This is a genomic window from Ferrimonas lipolytica (assembly GCF_012295575.1).
Lineage (GTDB): Bacteria > Pseudomonadota > Gammaproteobacteria > Enterobacterales > Shewanellaceae > Ferrimonas > Ferrimonas lipolytica.
Genome location: NZ_CP051180.1, coordinates 1416781 through 1436753, shown reverse-complemented (window position 1 = coordinate 1436753; position 19973 = coordinate 1416781). Strand labels below are relative to the sequence as shown.

General features: G+C 47.1%; 17 protein-coding genes and 2 pseudogenes. 5 read left to right on the top strand and 14 right to left on the bottom strand.

Features of this window, described 5'->3' with window-relative positions; translation table 11 throughout:
- Positions 1-269: 269 nt before the first annotated feature.
- The gene (locus HER31_RS06765; RefSeq protein WP_168659854.1) at positions 270-992 is read left to right on the top strand and encodes a hypothetical protein; all 723 of its coding nucleotides are present in this window, start codon (positions 270-272) and stop codon (positions 990-992) included.
- Between the two features lie 6 nt (positions 993-998).
- Positions 999-1787, top strand: a complete 789-nt coding sequence (locus tag HER31_RS06760; RefSeq protein ID WP_168659853.1) for a glucosaminidase domain-containing protein — start codon at positions 999-1001, stop codon at positions 1785-1787.
- A 300-nt stretch (positions 1788-2087) separates the two neighbouring features.
- Here the strand turns inward: HER31_RS06760 and ttcA are convergent, their stop codons facing one another.
- The 12 genes and pseudogenes from ttcA to ccoN all read right to left on the bottom strand — a co-directional run bounded on the left by ttcA (position 2088) and on the right by ccoN (position 12331).
- Positions 2088-3026: a tRNA 2-thiocytidine(32) synthetase TtcA gene (ttcA, locus tag HER31_RS06755; protein WP_168663197.1), complete on the bottom strand. Its 939-nt coding sequence runs from the start codon at positions 3024-3026 to the stop codon at positions 2088-2090.
- Positions 3027-3138: 112 nt separating this feature from the next.
- Positions 3139-4071, bottom strand: coding sequence for a universal stress protein UspE (gene uspE, locus HER31_RS06750; protein WP_168659852.1), 933 nt, complete (start codon positions 4069-4071; stop codon positions 3139-3141).
- 109 nt (positions 4072-4180) lie between these two features.
- Positions 4181-4966 (bottom strand): FNR family transcription factor, encoded by a 786-nt coding sequence (locus HER31_RS06745; RefSeq protein WP_168659851.1) that lies wholly within the window; start codon positions 4964-4966, stop codon positions 4181-4183.
- A 16-nt stretch (positions 4967-4982) separates the two neighbouring features.
- The gene (locus tag HER31_RS06740; protein ID WP_168659850.1) at positions 4983-5672 is read right to left on the bottom strand and encodes a sulfite exporter TauE/SafE family protein; all 690 of its coding nucleotides are present in this window, start codon (positions 5670-5672) and stop codon (positions 4983-4985) included.
- Positions 5672-5827 (bottom strand): cbb3-type cytochrome oxidase assembly protein CcoS, encoded by a 156-nt coding sequence (gene ccoS / locus HER31_RS06735; RefSeq protein WP_168659849.1) that lies wholly within the window; start codon positions 5825-5827, stop codon positions 5672-5674. The genes HER31_RS06740 and ccoS overlap by 1 nt, the downstream gene beginning before the upstream one ends.
- A 2-nt stretch (positions 5828-5829) precedes the next feature.
- Complete coding sequence (locus HER31_RS06730) at positions 5830-8193, bottom strand: heavy metal translocating P-type ATPase (protein WP_168659848.1); 2364 nt, start codon at positions 8191-8193, stop codon at positions 5830-5832.
- 9 nt (positions 8194-8202) lie between these two features.
- Positions 8203-8679 carry a FixH family protein gene (locus tag HER31_RS06725; RefSeq protein WP_168659847.1) on the bottom strand — a complete coding sequence of 159 codons (477 nt, stop codon included), beginning with the start codon at positions 8677-8679 and terminating at the stop codon, positions 8203-8205.
- A 75-nt stretch (positions 8680-8754) separates the two neighbouring features.
- Positions 8755-8994, bottom strand: a pseudogene (locus HER31_RS18970) (c-type cytochrome); the annotation flags it as partial.
- A gap of 159 nt (positions 8995-9153) precedes the next feature.
- A pseudogene (ccoP, locus tag HER31_RS06720) lies at positions 9154-10107 on the bottom strand (cytochrome-c oxidase, cbb3-type subunit III); the annotation flags it as partial.
- Between the two features lie 6 nt (positions 10108-10113).
- Complete coding sequence (locus HER31_RS06715; RefSeq protein WP_338030618.1) at positions 10114-10275, bottom strand: cbb3-type cytochrome oxidase subunit 3; 162 nt, start codon at positions 10273-10275, stop codon at positions 10114-10116.
- Between the two features lie 7 nt (positions 10276-10282).
- The gene (gene ccoO, locus HER31_RS06710) at positions 10283-10894 is read right to left on the bottom strand and encodes a cytochrome-c oxidase, cbb3-type subunit II (RefSeq protein ID WP_168659846.1); all 612 of its coding nucleotides are present in this window, start codon (positions 10892-10894) and stop codon (positions 10283-10285) included.
- 12 nt (positions 10895-10906) lie between these two features.
- The gene (gene ccoN / locus HER31_RS06705; protein ID WP_168659845.1) at positions 10907-12331 is read right to left on the bottom strand and encodes a cytochrome-c oxidase, cbb3-type subunit I; all 1425 of its coding nucleotides are present in this window, start codon (positions 12329-12331) and stop codon (positions 10907-10909) included.
- Between the two features lie 342 nt (positions 12332-12673).
- On the opposite strand from ccoN, the gene HER31_RS06700 reads away from it, so the two are divergent.
- Positions 12674-13099, top strand: coding sequence for a hypothetical protein (locus HER31_RS06700; protein ID WP_168659844.1), 426 nt, complete (start codon positions 12674-12676; stop codon positions 13097-13099).
- A 9-nt stretch (positions 13100-13108) separates the two neighbouring features.
- On the opposite strand, the gene HER31_RS06695 is transcribed toward HER31_RS06700, so the two are convergent.
- Positions 13109-16390 carry a mechanosensitive ion channel domain-containing protein gene (locus tag HER31_RS06695; RefSeq protein WP_168659843.1) on the bottom strand — a complete coding sequence of 1094 codons (3282 nt, stop codon included), beginning with the start codon at positions 16388-16390 and terminating at the stop codon, positions 13109-13111.
- 807 nt (positions 16391-17197) lie between these two features.
- Between HER31_RS06695 and HER31_RS06690 the strand changes: the two genes are divergently transcribed.
- Entirely contained in the window at positions 17198-18232 is a 1035-nt protein-coding gene (locus HER31_RS06690) for a sensor domain-containing diguanylate cyclase (protein WP_168659842.1), read from the top strand.
- Positions 18233-19041: 809 nt separating this feature from the next.
- On the opposite strand, the gene HER31_RS06685 is transcribed toward HER31_RS06690, so the two are convergent.
- On the bottom strand, positions 19042-19230 hold the full coding sequence (locus HER31_RS06685) for a hypothetical protein (protein ID WP_168659841.1): 189 nt from the start codon (positions 19228-19230) through the stop codon (positions 19042-19044).
- Between the two features lie 225 nt (positions 19231-19455).
- Here HER31_RS06685 and HER31_RS06680 point away from each other — a divergent pair, with 225 nt between their 5' ends.
- A complete protein-coding gene (locus tag HER31_RS06680) occupies positions 19456-19851 on the top strand; it encodes a hypothetical protein (protein ID WP_168659840.1) in 396 nt (131 codons plus the stop codon).
- The last annotated feature ends 122 nt before the right edge of the window (positions 19852-19973 follow it).

Sequence of the window (19973 nt, the reverse complement as noted above, 5' to 3'; positions counted from 1 at the left end):
GCATGCGGTTCTTAGCTAAAGATTTTTTTCCAAAAATTCATAATTATTTGTGACCCATTGCACTGTTTTCCTGTTGCTGGCTGAACCGAGTTGCCAATGTTGATACTTGGTTAATTTTAGTTCGGTTTAGCGAGGGTGAAGTGGAATAATTTAGCATCGCTGAACGTCACCTTAATTGATTTAAACCGCTCTTTGGTGCGGGGATTTTGTCTGGCGCCGTTGGCAGGTATACTTAGCTTCCTGCTTGTAACCAATATGTAATCAACTGAATGTTCAAAATTGATGTCTTGTCCCATACCCTTAAAACTGCTTTTGCTACAGCTCGGCACAGTATCCAGCCAATGCTTGGGGCTGCAGCCCTTGTGCTAGCAATACTATTTGCTGTTGCGCTAGTCGGATTTCAGCTTATTGTTGAATTTAATGGCATTGACCCAAGCTCTGAGGAAGCGATTGCTGAAGCGTCATTGCCGCTTCAGTTGGTTATCTTGATTATCGCGGCACCGTTCGAGGCCGGCTTGGCTTATATGGCTTGGTTAAAGGTAAATAATTTACCGGTGACGATGAAGCAACTGTTTCAACCATGGGCAATGGCAACACCGCTGATAGCGATAGCGATTTTGTCGAGTGTTGCAGGTAACGTTGGCTTAGCTGCTTTTGTGATCCCCGGTTTATATCTTATCGCTGTGCTGAGTTTTGCTAATATTTATTACCTGTTCCGACGAGGCTCACCGCTTAAAGCGATGTGGGAGTCGGCGCAGGTTGTCCATAAAAATCTATTTCTTATTGTTATGTTTCATATGGCAATGGGCACAGTGATTATGTTGTCGGCCATTCCATTCGGTTTGGGCTTGGTGTTTACTGTGCCAATGTATTTTTATGGTAAGGCGCTGTTGTTTAATGAACTTTTCCCGCAGTTCATCCCTAATCAACAACAACCAGCTCCTACTGAAACCACTGATTCGCCAAGCGAGTCGAGTAGCTTTGAGGCCTGATCGCAGATGAAATCTGGAAGAATAAAAAAAGTAACGCTAGGGCTCGCTGCCGTTGGCTTCGGTTTGATTATCATCGCCAGCCAATTTCCGAGCCAGAAACTCAGTATCGACACGCTGCCATTAACTAAGAATGAGCGCAGCAGCGACGCGCCCGATTTTGCCAGCATTAACGATATCGCAGCGAAAAAAGTGACCTTCTTTGATTACCTGCGGCCGAAGGTCGAACAGCAAAATCGTGTAGTTGCTCGAGAACGTGAGTTTTTGCTGTCGATTAAGCAAAGCGTTAAGGACCAACGTGCTTTAACGGAACTTGAGCGTGAGCAGCTAACCACCATTGCTCATAACTATCGCTTTGAAGCGCGAAAATTAGATGAAGAGTCAATTAAGGGCTTGTTAGAGCGTGTTGACGTGTTGCCAACGGAGATGGTGCTTGTTCAGGCGGCCAATGAGTCCGGTTGGGGCAGCAGTCGCTTCGCTGTTGAAGGCAATAACTACTTTGGCCAATGGTGTTTTTCTAAGGGCTGTGGTTTGGTTCCGAATGCGCGCAGCAGCGGCTTAAATCATGAAGTGGCTCGGTTCAAAGATGTTGACGCTTCGGTTGCGTCTTACCTTAATAACGTCAATACCAATCCAGCTTATCAAGAGTTGCGCAAGGTTCGGAGTTGGCTCCGCGCTGCTGAGCAGCCGGTTGAAGCAAAGGACTTAATTCCTTCGTTAACGGCGTACTCGGAACGAAAGCAAGATTACGTCGATGAACTGCTAGATATGCTGGTTCATAACCGCCGCTTGCTGTAGCAGTAAGGCTGCTGATTGGATCAAAAAGGGCTGTGTACCGATTAAGTGTTGCTCTTTTCAATGCTGTTAAAGCACTGGTTAGGCAAGTCGCGATACAAGGGTAAAGCACTACCGCTATTGTTCTTCTGCCGCATTGGAGCAGTTCAGCGAAGCGTTTTGGACTGCGACCTAAGGCAAGGGGGATTGCATTAGGGCGAAGCTCCCCCCTAATGCATACAAGAATGTGCCGTCGCCACCGCGACACAGCACTAAAAAGCCCGCTTATCTAGCGGGCTTTTTAGTGAACTCACATAATTGCAGTTAAGGTTTAAATACCTGCACCACATCAATTGATTCGGCAGACCTCTTATCAAGGTTAATGTTGCCAGAATTGTCGATATCGAGAAAGTCGAAGGCTGGCAGATCTGCTTCCGCTACCTGACCTTCAAATTTGGCATCTGGATCCTGCTTCAAACTGACAAAATCAAACTGGTTGCGATCAACTAGCTGCGATGGTGCCGTGTTTTGCATGGCAGTAAAAATGGTTTCGATACGTCCAGGGAACTGAGTATCCCAATCGATAAGCATCTGTTTAACCTGTTTCCGCTTCAGGTTTTCTTGGCTACCACACAAATTACAAGGGATGATTGGAAACTGCTTCAGTTCGGCATACTCGGCGATGTCATTTTCGCGGCTGTAGGCCATCGGACGGATAACCACGTTGGCGCCGTCGTCGGAAAGTAGCTTCGGTGGCATTGCCTTCAGCTTGCCGGCAAAAAACATGTTAAGAAACATGGTTTCGATGATGTCATCGCGATGGTGACCGAGAGCAATTTTGGTTGCACCAATCTTTTGTGCAAATCCATATAAGGTGCCACGGCGAAGGCGCGAACATAACGAGCAGGTCGTCTTACCTTCTGGGATTTTATCTTTAACGATGGAATAGGTATCTTTTTCCAGGATGTGATAGGTCACGCCGGTACTCTTGAGGTAGTTCGGCAGTACATCTTCTGGGAAACCAGGCTGCTTCTGATCAAGGTTAACCGCAACCAGTTTAAAGTTTACCGGCGCTCGCTGTTGCAGGTTCTGCAGGATATCGAGCATGGTATAGCTGTCTTTGCCACCAGATAGGCACACCATAACCACATCACCTTCCTCGACCATGTTGTAGTCTTGGATAGCGCTGCCCATTTCATGGCGCAGTCGTTTTTGCAATTTGGCTAAGCGTGTTTTCTGTGTTTGGCTGAGCTCTTCCACCAGCAACCCTCTCGTTGATTAAGATAAGGGCGGGCATTTTACAGCATGAAGGGGCAGGGTAAAGACCCGAAGGCAAAACTCTTCGGGTCTTGATATCAGCGTTACATCAATAAGGTTAGTTGTTAGCAACGGGACTAACGAAGCTTGCTGGTTTTTCGGTGAGTAGATCGCAGTCAATTTGGTCAATTACGTGTTCGGCGGTGTTGCCAATTAATGCCGCGGATAAACCACTTCGACCAATGGTTCCGATAATCACTATTGACGCATTCATCTCTTTCGCTAAGTCTGGGATCACATCCTCAGGCATCCCTTCGAGCACGTGGCACCGATCTTTACCTAACTGATAATGTGCACCTAACTCATAGATGCGCTCTTCATGGTGAGTACGGAGCGAATTGTTATAAGCGTGGGCGTCGAAGTCGGGCAGTTCAATAGCGATATTAACGGGCGTACCCGGATAACCATTAACCAAATGGATTGGCGCATCATTAAATTGAACTAGAGATTGGGCCCGTTTGATCAGTTTATCGTTGAGGGAGCGATGATCTTCATCTTCCGCAGCAACATTTACAGCAACCAGAATGGCGCCTTGCGATGACCAGTCGTGTTCCTTAACCAGCAATACCGGCATTGGGGCTTTGCGCATCAATGACCAATCGGTTGGGGTAAAGATAACAGACTTAAGTTTGGCGTGGACGTGGGTGCTTTTGACTATCATGTCGCATTTGGCAGTTAACGCGTGCTGAATGATGCTTTCAAAGGGGCGGTTGTGCCAACAGAGCTTAGTTAGCACGTTGAGGCCTTTTTCCCGAAGCGGCGCCGCGAGTTGTTCCAGCCAACGTTGACGTTGGTCGATAATGCCGTCGCGCAGGGTTTCTCGATCTTCGGCGGAGAGCATCGATGTCATCTCATAAGAGAAGTCGAAGATACTCATAAAAAGGGTAAGTTGTCCGTTGCAACGCTGCGCCATCAACTGAGCACGATTAAGCGCGCCTTGCTCCTCTTTGCTTGGATCTATGACAACAAGAATGTGCTGATAATTGCTCATATTAGTACCTCACCATTTCATCCGTTACTTAGATGTTGGCATGAAACTATGGAATTATCTTGTTCTAGATCAGTTTTGTTTCCGAAATAACAGCGCGCATGAATGGCATTCAGCTGCCTTGATTGCCTTGTTGACCAGAGGCCTTGGTTAACACAGCCATATCAAGGATCTTAATGTACTTACCTTGGACATCAATCCAACCCGATTTTTGGAAGCGGCCTAACAAACGGCTAATGGTTTCGACCGTAAGACCAAGGTAGTTACCGATATCACCGCGGGTCATGGTCAAGCGGTATTCCTTGCTCGAAAAACCACGACTGCCAAAACGGTTAGCTAGGTTACTCAGAAATGCAGCGAGGCGCTGTTCGGCATTCTTTTTAGACAGAAGCAGAATCATCTCTTGATCGCTAACAATTTCGTGACTCATCAAACGCATCATTTGATGGCGTAGTGCCGGTGATTCTGCCGAGAGTGCATCGAGAGTATCGTATGGGATTTCGCACACCATTGCGGTTTCAAGCGCCTGAGCAAAACTTTGGTGACAGTCTTTATGGATCCCGTCAAAACCAATCACGTCGCCAGCTAAATGAAACGCGGTTATCTGTTCTTCACCTGACTCGGTGATGGTGTAGGACTTTATTGAGCCAGAACGGATAGCGTAAAGTGACTTGAGTGGCTGACCCGATTGGAACAGCAAGTCGCCTTTATGGATAGGACGTTTACGCTCGATAATGGAGTCGAGATCGTCTATATCATTGAGGTTAAGCGAGAATGGAATACACAGCGATTTCATGCTGCAATTGTGGCAATGGATCTCATTACAGAGTCCAACTTTATTGTCTTCACTGCTTTTAGAGGACAATTGATCTCTAAAGTTAGTACGCTCGAACGTCATCCATTACACCCGTCGATTAAACAAATTGATTTAGCGCAATATATGCCATTTGCGCACCATAAGCAATTAAGACTAAACCACTAATTATTCGTAGTTTTTTCTTCCGCAAGAGGTTGTAAATTAGGGTTGAAGCCGCACCCATTGTGATCAGCGCGGGTAAGGTTCCCAATCCAAATCCAAGCATAATCTGAGCACCGCTAATAGCGCTACCAGATGCCAGTGCCCAAGTCAGGGTTGAGTACACTAAACCACAGGGGAGCCAGCCCCATACCATACCGGCAGCGTATGCCTTTGATGGCGAGTCAATGACGTTTAATGCTTGTCGGACGGGAGTCAATGCCTGCCAAAGTGGCTTGCCTAATTGCTCGACAAACGCCAGCCATTTAAGCCACTGAGCAACATATAGGCCCATTAATACTAGCATGATTCCGGCTAACGCCTGTAAAACGCTAATTACGTGGTCAGTTGAACTGATAGTGACCAGAGCACTGCTGCTTAAGCCAACAACAGCCCCAGCAATCACATAGCTGCTTATCCGGCCGAGATTATAGGATAGGGTATAGGTGATTCGATGCTGCAAACTTAGCCGATGGGCCGGTGCAAGCGCCTGACTGAATGCACCAACAACCCCTCCGCACATACCAAAACAATGGCCAGCACCGAGCAGACCGACAATCAATGCCGCGAAAAAATCATATTGCTGCATTATTTAGGCTTGTGTTGGTCTTCATCAAACAAAATTGATGAACCGGCCCGATCGAGATCGTCGTATTGTTTAGAACGCACGGCCCAAAAGAATACTGCCACCGCGATGCCGACAAACAACATTGCTATAGGGATCAACAGGTAGATGATTTCCATTTCTAATCCTTAAGAAGCCGCAAACTGTTGGCTAATACCACTAATGAACTAAGTGACATACCCGCTGCTGCTACATAGGGCGCCACCAAACCAGACACTGCCAATGGCACGATAAGGCTGTTGTAACACAGCGACAGCAACAAATTCTGCTTAATCACTCTATTGGTTCGTTTAGCTACCTTAATACCGTCAATAATCGGCTGTAATTTGTCTCCCAGTAGGATCAAATCCGCATGGCACTTGGCCAAATCGGTACCATGACCCATTGCAACCGATACGTCCGCACCAGCTAAAACCGGACCATCGTTAATGCCGTCGCCAAACATGGCAACGGTTTGCCCCTGTTGACGACAGCGCTTGAGATAATCAAGTTTTTGCTCCGGTGAGCAATTATGCTTGGCACTATCGAGATTCAGTTCGTTGGCAACCGTTAGTGAACTCGGGTTGGGATCGCCCGAGAGCATTTGGCAGTTTAACTTACGCAGGCGAAGTTCAGTAATGGTTGAGGCTGCGTCGTTGCGGATACTATCGCTGACAAGGAACCGTGCTAGTGCACCACTGTTATTCGCAAGGTAGATATAGTTGTCGTCAGTGCCATCGGCAAAAGAGGCACGGCCGATTCGATATTCAACACCATCAACCACCCCAATCAAACCTTGGCCAATGACATTGCGATTGGTATTGGCGACAACGCTCGCGGTTTGAAATGGCGCAAACGCGGAAGCATATGGGTGAGAACTATGGCTTTCCAGCGCTGCAGCTATTGCGACAATACGTTGTTGGTCGACATCGGATTGCAATAGCTCAGTGTGTTGTAGTGAAAACTTGCCGTAGGTAAGCGTACCGGTTTTATCAAACAGCAACGTAGTAAGTTTAGGTAAGGTTTCAAGAACTCGAGCACTTCGGACTAACAGGCCGTGTTTCATCATGCGGTTGGTACCACAGGTTAGTGCTGCTGGTGTTGCTAGGGCAAGTGCACATGGGCAGGTCGCCACTAATACCGACAGCGTTATCCAAAAGGCATCAGCCGGTTTAACGAAATGCCAATAACCATAGGTAAGCGCGGCAATAACGAGCAACGCTGGTACAAAATAAGCTGCTATCTCATCAGCACGTTGTGCAATAGCAGGTTTATCGATTGCCGCTTGTTCCTGCAGACGAACCAAGGTGTTGATTCTAAGCTCAGCACCGATGGCGGTGACCTGATAATCAAACGGCTGGCCAAGGTTAACGGTACCGGCGAATACCGTATCACCGATAGATTTGGCGACTGGGCGTTCTTCGCCAGTTAACATCGCTTCATTAATCTCTGTGCTACCGCTAGAGATCACCCCATCCGCTGGCAGGCTTTCTCCCGGTAGGATGCGCACGGTATTGCTGACCTGAACGCTTTTCGCCACAACCTGCATCACGCCGTCAGCGGTAACAATGGAGGCGGTAACTGGGATCAGCTTTTGGCGGTTACTGGCGTGCTCAGATGCTTTACGTCGTGCCCTTTGTTCCGCTAAGCGCCCAAGTAATAAAAAGAAGGTGAACATCGCCACTGATTCGAAGTAGACCTCGCCTCTGCCGGAGACCGTTGCTGCGACGGAGGCACCGTAGGCCAAAACGATGGCGAGCGACACCGGCACGTCCATATTCACTTTTAGGCTGAATAGTGCTCGCAGGGCACTGAAATAAAATGGCTGGGCTGAATACAACACTACTGGGGTGGCAAACACCAAGCTGACCCACCGAAAATAGTTGCGGTATTCAACTTCGAGATCGTAGAAATATCCAGTATACAGCGCCACGGCAAGCATCATCACCTGCATTGCTGCAAGTCCCGCTAGGCCAACCCGTAATAGCAATGTTTGACTTTGCTTGGCGTTCTCTTGCTCTTGCTGGTCGAGTTGAAACGGCGCGGCGCGGTAGCCAATAGTGGCGACTTCAGTTAATACCTGAGAGAGAGAAATCAGATTGTTATCCCACACCAATACTGCTCGTTGTGTGGTGGTATTAACGTCGATCCGACTAATGCCATCAATCCGATGTAGGTGCTTTTCGATTAGCCAAGCGCAGGCAGCACAGCTGATCCCATCGAGGCTTAGCAACACTTCACTAAAATTTCCGTTTTGAGCAACAAACTCTTGTTGAACTTCAGCCAGATCGTAGGCTGCAAGTGTCGCTAACTCCGCCGGCACGTTTTGGCGCTGGCCGGCATCGGTGCGGTATCGATAATAATCGGTAAGGCCAGCGGCCATAATAGCATCGGCTACGGCGGCACAGCCGGGGCAACACATGGCTTCATCAGTGCCATTGATATCGCTAGAAAAGTGCGTGTTAGCCGGGATCGGCTCGGCGCAGTGAAAACAGCTTTGCGACACAGAAGAGCCTTAATTTAACCAGTGAGAGTCTGACAACGGCAGCGTTATTTTTGTTTTTAGCTGCCACGATGAATCGTAGCTTTCAATCTGAACCCGCCATTTTCCGGTCACTGGTGTATCAGTAACAATGCGGTAGTGGCCGTCACCGTCGGCGGTAACAACCTGTTCAAAGTCGTTGGCGGCAATGGTTGCGTGGTGGAAGCGAATAGTGAGAGCGGTACCTATCTCATCACCTCCGTGTTGGCTTAGTGCAATGGTATTGCCAGTTTGATCGATTCGAAACACCAACCCTAATGATTTAGCGGCACGAAGACGACTTAAATCTTGATTGATGCCTTTACCTTTCTTGTAGTAATCCTCAGATACGAGTGAGAACTGGGAAGTATTAGCAAGATAGAAGGTGTAAAGCGAAGCACTGACTGCACACAATGGTAAGACAATCAGAAACCAAGGCCAAAACTGCTGGTACCATGGTTGTACTTTCATTCGGGAGTCCTTTGATTAAATGGATGTATAGCTAAGCTAAAAAAGCCCCGCGATTGCGGGGCTTAGCTTCTGTTATCAGTTGCTTAGACTGTAAACATAGGAGCTAAGAACGTGGACTTTGTCCTCGCCCAACACCTTATCCCACGCCGGCATATTACCAGCAGCACCGGTACGACCGTGCATGATAGTGGTTTTGATGTCAGCGGTGGTGCCACCATAGATCCATTCGGAATCGGTTAGATTAGGGAAAGCCCCCATACCTTGACCTTCTGAACCATGACAGACAGTACAGTTGGCAGCAAACAACGTCTTACCGGCTGCCTGAGCATCGACATCAGTAGCAAGCTCTTCCATTGGACGGCTGGCTAACGCAGCGAAATCAGTGCTTGTGTCGTCATTGCTCGAGCTAGCAGGTGCGCCAGGTCGCGCTTTAACTGGCGCGATGTTAGCGTTAACCTCGGCAGTTTTACCAACTGAGAGGCTGTATACGTAAGCGGTGATAAGGTGAACCTTATCTTCGCCTAGTACCTTGTCCCATGCTGGCATTTTGCCAGAACGACCATTGACGATGGAGTGGGTAATGTCAGCACGACCGCTACCATATAGCCATACGGTGTCATTTAACGCTGGGGCGCCAAGCGCTTGGTTACCTTCACCGGCCATACCATGACAGGCAAAACAGCCCTTTTGGTATGAAGCGAGTCCTTCCGATGCCATCAATTTGTCGTGAGGAGTCCCAGAAAGGCTACGCACATACTCAACCAACGCCGGTACTTCCGCGTCGTCAATTGGTAAGCCACCTTTGGGCGGCATCATGCCGTTTCGACCATGCAGCAATGACGCTTTGATGGTTTCAGGGCTACCGCCATACAGCCAATCGGCGTCAGTTAAGTTAGGAAAACCGCGTGAGCCACGGGCGTCGGAGCCATGACAAAGGGCACAGTTTTGTAAAAACAGGCGCTGACCAACCTTGGTGGCATCCGGATCTGCGGCAAGCGCTTCAATTGGCTTAGCTGCAAACGCAGCGAAGATAGGACCAAACTTATCATCTGCCTGTGCTACTTCTCGGTCGTATTGCACCATAACCTGAGTGCCTTCAGCTTTAGCTACTGCAGCAGCCTCTTCTGATTCAGCTAAGCTCAACACCGCTTGGTTAGATGAACTCCAGTTCAGGACCCCGGCGAAGTTACCAAAACCAGGGAACAACACCAAGTAACCTACCGAGTAGATAATGGTGATAAAGAACATCACCGACCACCATTTAGGTAGCGGGTTATTCATCTCCTCGATGCCATCAAAGGAGTGTCCCATGGACTCACCTTCTTTAACATCGGTGTTGTTCTTCAAACAGTGACGAAGCAAAAAGAAACAGCCAACCAACACCACAGTGGTGCAGAACATGACCATTAGGCTTAAAAATGTATTCATTTAGTGCTACTCCTTATCAGTCCGTTCGGACTCATCGGCAAACACCAAATCAGCTGCTTCATCGAAGCTACTGCGGTTTCGCTTAGAGTAGGCCCAACCAATAATGCCGATCATGATTACGAACAGCGTCAGGGTGTAATAAGCTTGAAACGTTCCGATAGTCATCATCAATTCCTTATTTGAGACCAGTACCGAGAACCTGTAAGTAGGCAATCAGTGCGTCCATTTCAGTCTTATCAGCCAAGGTTGCTGCATCCTGTTCCAACTCTTCGTCACTGCCGTATGGTACGCCAAAGTTATCGCGGAACAGTTTCAACTTGGCAACGGTGTCGGAGCTATCAACTCGGTTTTCCTCTAACCAAGGGAAACCGGGCATGTTGGACTCTGGTACAACGGCACGGGGATCGATAAGGTGAACTCGGTGCCAATCATCGGAGTAACGACCGCCAACACGAGCCAAGTCAGGACCGGTACGCTTAGAACCCCAAAGGAACGGGTGTTCCCAAACGCTTTCACCGGCAACGCTGTAGTGACCGTATCGCTCAGTTTCAGCGCGGAACGGACGGATCATCTGGCTGTGGCAGCCTACACACCCTTCGCGGATGTAGATGTCACGGCCTTCCATCTGTAGCGCGGTATATGGCATCAAGCCTTCAACCGGCTTAGTGGTTTGGTCCTGAAAAATAAGTGGAACGATCTGGGCAATACCACCGAAACTGATGGCAATGACAATCATGATTGCCATCCAGCCAACGTTCTTTTCAATAATTTCGTGATTGAATTTCATTGGTGATTATCCTTAAGCCACTGCTACGTTTGGCTCGATGGAGCCTTGTGGAGCACGTACGGTTTTGAAGACGTTGTAGGCCATCAAGAACATGCCAGACAAGAAGAACACACCGCCGACGAAACGAACGAAGTAGAACGGTTCGGAGGCCTTCAATGCTTCGACGAAGCTGTAGGTAAGGGTGCCGTCAGCGTTAACTGCGCGCCACATCAAACCTTGCATCACACCAGAGATCCACATCGCAACGATATAAAGTACGGTACCGATGGTCGCTAACCAGAAGTGGATGTTGATCAGGCGTACCGAGAACATCTGTGGCTGGTTAAACAAGATAGGAATCAAGTGGTAGATTGCACCAATGGAGATCATTGCAACCCAGCCCAGCGCGCCGGAATGTACGTGACCAATGGTCCAATCGGTGTAGTGGGAAAGCGCGTTAACGGTCTTAATCGCCATCATCGGCCCTTCAAAGGTAGACATGCCGTAGAACGACAATGACACGATTAAGAAGCGCAGGATTGGGTCGGTACGGAGCTTATGCCAGGCACCAGATAAGGTCATAATACCGTTGATCATGCCACCCCAAGATGGTGCAAACAGCACCAATGACATCACCATTCCTAACGACTGAGCCCAGTCAGGCAGAGCAGTGTAATGCAGGTGGTGTGGACCAGCCCAAATGTATAGCGCGATCAAAGCCCAGAAATGAACAATAGATAGGCGGTAGGAGTAAACTGGCCGTCCCGCTTGCTTAGGAACAAAGTAGTACATCATTCCGAGGAAGCCAGCGGTCAGCAGGAACCCAACGGCATTGTGGCCGTACCACCACTGCACCATCGCATCAACAGCTCCGGCATAGACCGAGTACGACTTCATCCCGGAAACCGGAATTGCCATTGAGTTAACAACGTGCAAGACCGCTACGGTAATAATGAAGGCACCAAAGAACCAGTTGGCTACATAGATGTGGCTAGTTCGACGCTTTATCAAGGTACCGAAGAAAACAATGGCATAACACACCCAAACTAATGTAATCGCCAAGTCGATTGGCCATTCTAGCTCAGCGTATTCTTTGCTGGTTGTTAACCCCATAGGCAGCGTGATCGCTGCGGCAACGATAATCGCTTGCCACCCCCAAAAGGTAAATGCCGCCAGTTTGTCGGCGAACAACCGGGTTTGACAGGTTCGCTGCACCACGTAGTAGGACGTTGCAAACAATGCACTGGTACCAAAGGCAAAGATAACGGCGTTAGTGTGCAAAGGGCGAAGGCGGCTATAGGTTAGCCACGGAGTATTAAAGTTGAGTTCTGGCCAAATTAGTTGGGCAGCGATAAACACGCCCACAGCCATGCCAACGATACCCCAAATAACGGTCATGATGGCAAACTGTCGTACAACCGTATAGTTGTACTCGGTTTGCGGTAAAGTCTGGTTCATATTAATGCTTCCACTGCAAAATCTGCATCTGAGACAAGCGATGATGCCGGGCAAAACTTCAGGATGAAGCCCACTCCAAATGCGCCACTTCATGTGACTTCCATCAAGGCACGGCCATAATACTTGAGCTTGGTCAAAAAACCCAGCGGGGAGAGGGAACAAAAATATGATCTGAATCAAATTTAATCGCAGGTTGACTACAAAAACGTTCATTTTTAGTGGCACCAATGGAAATGTTATGATTTCAATGCGTTAAACTTATTATCGATGGATAATAAATTCATTACATTGAGTTAATGATTGATGTCCGCATGACACAAATAAGGCAATTAGAGAACGATAATGAACGGTGTATTTTTTTCTATAGTGGTGATTTACGCATCAATGCTATTAAGCGGTTGTGGCTTCGATAAGCCAACAGAGCAGGGTGACCAGCCGCAACTGATCGATCCAACGTTATGCCAATTTTCCCAAGGCAGCTGTCGCCAAGCAAACGCGAGCTTAGCGATAACCCCGGTTAATGCCCCAAGTGAGCAACCGCTGCTGCTACAGATTTATCTTCCAGATGGTTATGAAGTGGTTGATGCGCGCATTGAGGGAAGGGATATGTTTATGGGGGTAATTCCCATTCAATTTGCTGGCAACCAAGCTACTGCAACTTACGGAAGTTGTTCGAGCGATTACATGGTGTGGCGCTTGTTCTATACCGCGGCCAACCAGAACGGCGAACAGATCTCAGGAGTATTTGACTGGCTGGCGGATAATTAGTGCGGTTATTCAACCGTTCGAATTATCGACGTTGGAGTCATTTGGTAGGGCTTTAACCCTGATATCCAGTTGTGGCAAAGCAATCTCAATTCCCTGTTGTCGAAACCGTTGCTCTACTGCGGTATTGAGTTGGTCACGAACGGTTGCTAGCTTATCGAGGTGATCTAAAAAGGCACGTAGTTCAAACTCTAAGCTACTTGAGCCAAAGCCGTTAAACAGAGCAATGGGCTTTGGCTCAAGTAATAATTCACTGTTTTCAGAAGCCACCTCAACCAAGTGCCGTTTGACCGCTAAGACGTCACTACCGTATGCCACGCCAACGGGTATCACAATGCGGGTTATCCCATCAGACAATGACCAATTTATCAATTGGTCGGTTATCAACGCCTTATTCGGCACTACAATTTCCTTACGATCCCAATCCTGAATTGTGGTTGCACGCGTATTAATCTTAGTCACGGTGCCGGTAAGGTTATTGATTGTAATGGTATCGCCAACACGAACCGGACGCTCAAACAGAAGTATTAATCCGGACACCAAATTAGCGAAAATTTCTTGCAAACCGAAGCCTAAACCAACACCAAGCGCAGCTACCAGCCACTGCAACTTGGACCAATGTAAACCCAGGGTCGACAGGCCGACCACTAACCCAACTAAGATGACCAAATAACGCAGTAGTTGGGTGGTTGCGTAAGCAGCGCCCTTCGATAGGTTAAGATGTTGCAGCACAAGTAGCTCAAGCACTCCAGGCAAGTTACGAGCGGCAAACAAACACACGACAAACAATAGTAATGAAGACAGTGCTTCTTTTAAGGTAACCGGGTCGACTGAGTCGATACTACCGGACGTTGCCAAAACCTCCCATACCACCACGCTGTCCATCCATTGGAACGCAAGCTCGGTGTTGGCCCATACTGCTGACAGCAATCCTAAAACAATAACGAGGCAAACAACGTTAAGCACTAGCACCGATTGCTCACTAACCTCATCAACGTCAAGTTCATGCTCCTCGATATCCAATTCGTGTTGGTTATTTAACTCTTCACGACGGGCCTTTGCTCGTTGATAGGCAAGTCGACGTTGCTCAATACGAAGCCAACGAAAGCCGTAATGTTGAATAAACAGACCCGTTAACAGGGCTAACAAGATTGCTTGTTGATAGTAGGTAGTTATCCATGCCGCATAAAAATACCCGAACGCGGTTAGCGCTATTGCACTTAGGTAGGGCAGAACCAATGCAGCCAACACGATGGCAATGCCGACGGAGCTATTTAAATTTAACGGCAACCCTTGGCGAATGGTGGGCGAGCGGACAAACTCCACACTAAATAGCGCTAACCAGCTTGCTAGTAACATGTAGCTTAGCCGGACCGCAGTACTTTCAGCTTCCTCAGCGAACAGTTCGGCGAGCGCCATAAGCAACATTAGTAGATACAAAATCCAACGATACTTTTGTAACAGTCGTCGAAGCGAAGTTACACTTTCATAGCGCCACTGAAAGTGAGTAATGAATACGCCATTCTCACGGCTAAATCGAATCACCAATTCCCACGCTGCCATCGCAAGCAATAATGCCATTGAGATGTGGTAGAGATCATCGGCATCAATAAGAAGATTGTTTGCCGTTGCATATTTGAACGGAAAATATAGCCAACTAATGGCACAAATGGCGTAGCCAAGTCCAAGTAAGATAAGCGTTGAAGTGAATCGAAACCGGTCTTTAACGACATTACCGATGCTCTCAGCGTAAATTGCACTTAACTTTCTATCGGTCTGTTTAAGCCGATGTGCCAGTAGGCCAATAAGCAGTGATAATATACAGAAAGATATAACAACGTTTGACTTGGACTTTACCGAGCTAAAGACCTGCTCAAGCCGGGCCCGAAAATCGTTGGTGCCGAATAGCGCTGGAATCGATTCAGGCCACGCACTCCAAAGTGGCGAACGCCCCTGCAAAAATATCTGCTTTTCTCGCAAATATGACTTTTCCGCGGCAATTTCATCGATAACCTGCTCGCGTAACGCTTCTAGTCGGGTTAACTCAGCGATGTATTGATCGTTGTCGCTCACTAGAGTGTCAAGCAAATCGGCTCGCATCTCCAAAACCTGCGTTAATGCTGCCGCTTGTTTTTTGTCGAGCTGGTATTGCGCAATAAGATTGGTAGCGATCACATTTGGATCACTTAATGACGACAGTCGGGTCGCCATATTGAAACGTTGCATATGGGCTGCAACAACAAGATCCGTTTCCGGAGAGGTGTCAATTATCGGTAATTGCCGCAATTGAAACCGAATTGCGTCGCTAAAGGCCGGGCTTAGTTTTAGCCATTCAATGTGCTCTTTTATAAGCGCTAGCGTTTGTGTCGTTTGCTGGCGGATTGACTCTAATTGCTGCCGTTCCTGTCTTACCTTAACGGTATTGATACTCAGCGCATCATATTGGCTTGCTAATAATTCTACCGCATCGGCGTGCATTAACACCTGCTCCGGTAGGTTAATCAAATCATTGGCCAGCTGTTTTGCGCGCTTTATCATCCTCTGACCAGATTTTTCTGAAGCGCTTAACAACGCTTGTTGTAGTGATTCGATAATCAGATCGTTGTGTTTTAGTTCCCTTTCATTGAGCTGTATCGCCAGCTTGGTTACCTCTAGACGCTGCACCATTGAGTCCTGCTGCAAGGTGTAGAGCGACAACTTTGCCTTTTTTTCATCATCGATTGAATCGCTGTACCAACGATCGATCACTGAATCTTTGGCGAGGCTAAACGTGAATTCTCGGTGTGCTTTCAACTCCTCTGTGGTTTTAACAATTCGTTCTGGTAGCTCCATTTGTGCTATCAGCAGTGCTTGACGCTGAGCACTAAGTGCCGACAATTTCTCTACAATTTCAGTGTTTTGTGCCTTGGCGTTAGCCAGTTCAACATCAATAGCAGCGATGCTTTTCTTTTTGGGAATAGGCGACACTTCGATAGTTTGCAGCTGCGTCAGTCGTTGTTGCATCGTTTCATTTTGCGACGCGTAGGTTGCCAGTGTGCTTTGCAAAGTCTCAATTTGTCGTTGCCAATCGGTGAGGTTATTTACCGCATCTAGGGTCAGTTCTAGCTTCGAAACTGCGGACTCATCGATTACCGGAGCGGCTTGTAACTGAGCTAATTTTTCTTGTATTTCGCTCAAATCGTAATTGTCGGCAGCAAACGCCGGAACCGTCAAACAGACGGCGAAGAGGAGAAATAGAAAGAGGTTACCTGGGGCCATTCGCAATGGGTAATTGAACCTAAGTTGCTGCTGCATTACTTAAGTTTAGTGGCAACTTCTGAAACTAGCAGAAACAGCAGATAGAACGCTAATTATAACCTAGTTATTAAACCAAGCTTTACAGCGCCAAGCATTACAATAACTAATGCAATAAGGGTAATAAACTCAGTTGAACCAAAGGTTAGAGCCGTACAAAATACATACAAATCAACAGCAGTGCAAAGGAGTTAGTTATGACTAATTGGTTAATCACACTTCGGCATCACGCACGCCGGTTATTATGTGTTTGCTTCGGCAGAACAGATAGTAATGAACATTATGCTGTTTCAGACTTACCGGACCACGTCTTAAGAGACGTAGGGCTGCAGTGCGAAGGCCGCTGTCCTCCAGGTGAACATGTCCGTTAGCAATCGCAATTGAGCCTACCGTAACTGGTGGGCTTAGGTCGAGTTGCAACTGTTGTAAAACGTTGCAAAGCACTGAAATTCATCGCCGGCCATTCGGCCGTTCTCAATATCGACCACCGGCACAGCCACTTACTCCAACTTCTTGGTATCGAAAACGGTGCATGTACCTGTTTAGACCTAAGTTAATTCAAATTTTGGCCAGCCCAATGAGCGATAACTAGCTCTCGTGATGTGATCGCTATCACAAATTGCAAATATTCTGCTGAATATTGCGCACTTCTAAACAATTTTTGCGGACAAATAAAGTTATCAACACTAGTTTTAAATTATATCAGGAAGATATTGCAGCTCGTTTCTGCACCATTATATGTAAATGAAGAGATGGAACCTCAAGCAGATCTTTGCCTAATCACTCCATCGGCAGAGGGTAGGGTAGATGAACAACAGCGGGCGTTGGCCCGAAATATCAGATAGTACATTGGAAGTATGGTTGCACCTGCTCGATTCGATGTCATGGCTGCTGCCGGCCCCAATCATTGCTATTAATCGGAGCTGTGGTAGCCACCTGTTGGTGCTCGGAACAAACGCGTCTGCTAAACCCTACATTAGCAAAGGTAGTGAATTGCCATTACTACACACCTATTGCGCTCAAACCTTGCAAGATGGTGTAAAAACAGTTGTTCCCGATGGCCGTGCAACCAAGCGATGGCAAAACTCAATACCGGTAAAAAATGGTTTCATTGCTTATATTGGCTTGCCAATATTTTGGCCTGATGGTGAACCATTTGGTACTCTCTGCGCACTCGATACCAAACCACACACTTGGCCATTTTCGTCAGAAAAACTAATCGAAACCGTCGCTGCCATCCTGACAGCACAGCTAATGTTAATGACCCAATTGCAGCAGCTAGAATATCGCAACCAACAGGTTCATGCGCTCGCAATTACCGACTCCCTTACTGGCATATTTAACCGTGCCCACTTTTTCGACCTCGCTGAACAGGAGCTGGTTCGTGCACTGAGAACAAAGCGACCAATGTCTGTAATAATGCTAGATGTAGATCTATTTAAGCAGATAAATGACACCTATGGTCATGATTGCGGCGACAGAGTGCTACATCAACTCGCTCAAGTGTGCCAACGTGCGTTACGCTCAATTGATATCGTTGGACGTTATGGTGGCGAAGAGTTTGTTTTTTTATTACCGGAAACTTCATTACCTGATGCGGTCGCGCTTGCCAAGCGACTCAAAGGATTGATTGCTGCAATTACAGTGGAACATAACGGTGAATTAGTAACCATGACCGCAAGCTTAGGTGTAGCGGCGCTACAACCACATGTTGATACCATCAAAGAATTAATCAATCAGGCTGATATTGCACTGTATCGTGCTAAAAGAAATGGCCGTAACCTAGTTTGCTACCATGAACAAACGTCAGCGGTCAGCACTGATGGAGTAGGGCATAGTTAGCTTACTAACCTTGTTTGAAGATTAACAATAACCCAACATTCTCAGTCCTCCACGATATACAACGCTGCTGCATAACAAACAGTTTGCCAATTAATCAAGCCAACTTACTCCGGACTCCGTCACAACCAAAATTCTTTTGCGTTAGTGCCAAAGGCAAGCGAGGGATAACTGCAGATCAATGGTATGTAGATTATGGCCAATAAATTCTATTGAAGTCGATGAGTACAATTCATTGGCAATGATGGCAGGTATTTTAATTTTGCGCAGATTTGAAACGCGGCTTGAAGGCCAAGCATTTAGTACAGCTCAATTTAGTAGCCAAAGAGATGTAACGGGATAAGTGAACCTAACGATTAGCACCAGTTCAACAACGGTTGCGGTGTTACATTTCAACTAGCGATAAAAGTTGGCTGTGTCAGTTAAGTGCTTAGGTTTATATCAAGCCTTCGGAACTACCGATTGCAGTATTCTTTAGGGTTATGTCGCAGTGGCGACGGCATCGGGAACTATGAGATTAGTTGCAGCTGCGTTGAGTATTGACTAGAGCATACTCCAAGTGAACATTAAAATGCATTATGCACATGGCCAGAGATCAAGCAGAGTGTTGTGTTTAAATGGTAAAACCGAGCTAATTGTAGTGAGGAATCGGCTTGCAAGGCATTCATTACAGTCAATTTAACATAATATAGATTGTGCGCAGTTATGTATTGGGTGTAAATGAAGGTAAGCCTGGTGCAGATAATAATGCCGATAAATAGGATTATCGGCATTAACGGACAAAACCATCAATGTGCATTAGCTAAATCTGTTCACATCTGAATATGCTCTAGTTGTTCCAACATCGTCAACAACTCATGTTGGTCTAGTTGCTTCTGATCGTCTATCCAATGACTAGCGCTATTAAGCGCATACAAATCGTATCTATCTTCGGATGATTGCTTTACACCAAAACCTAAACTCGCAGCACGCGCGGCAACCAAATTAAACTCGAGTCCCATACAACCTCCTAACACTTACTCGCATGGTGCTATGTCAACCATAGGCGCTTTTGGCATGATCAACAAAGTTTGTCTGCTGCTGAGTTACGATCGGCGCCGATAATGCCAGTCACTATTAATTGTGAAACCGCACTCAGCTATCACATGTGATAGCTGAGTTTATAGTACAACCTAGCGCCAATGATGCTAGTATTTCGCCATTATTACCGCTATCACATGTGACCAATGCGCCCATTAGATACTCAGTTTGTCGAATTTTTGCTTACTCGTTCTGAACCTTTCCTTAGTCGTTATGCCAGCCTTACTGACGTTGGCCAATGGCGCCTTCGTGTTAAACAACAGCAGTTACCACAGTGGCAACAACGACAACGGCAAAATGACTCGAGTCTACATAATGATATTGAAGCCTTTATTACGCTTACGTTCGGCCAATCACGATTACCAATGTTGCGTCGCCGCTACAACAGTTACCTCCATAGGCAGCGCAAACAAACTAAAGCAATTGATTTAGACCTCATTGCAGTTCAATCGCTTGAGCAGATAATCAGTAACTACGGCTTGAATAGCTATTCTGAGGCAATAGTCTGGATGGCTCGGGAGATAAACACCCCGCTCGAGTAACCGCAAATATCGATCTAATCACATTATAACGATCATATTAGATCAACTAATTGCCGTTAGTTGATCTAAAGGTTGAACCTCAGTACCATGCAGGTAACTTAATGTTATATATGTAATTTCTT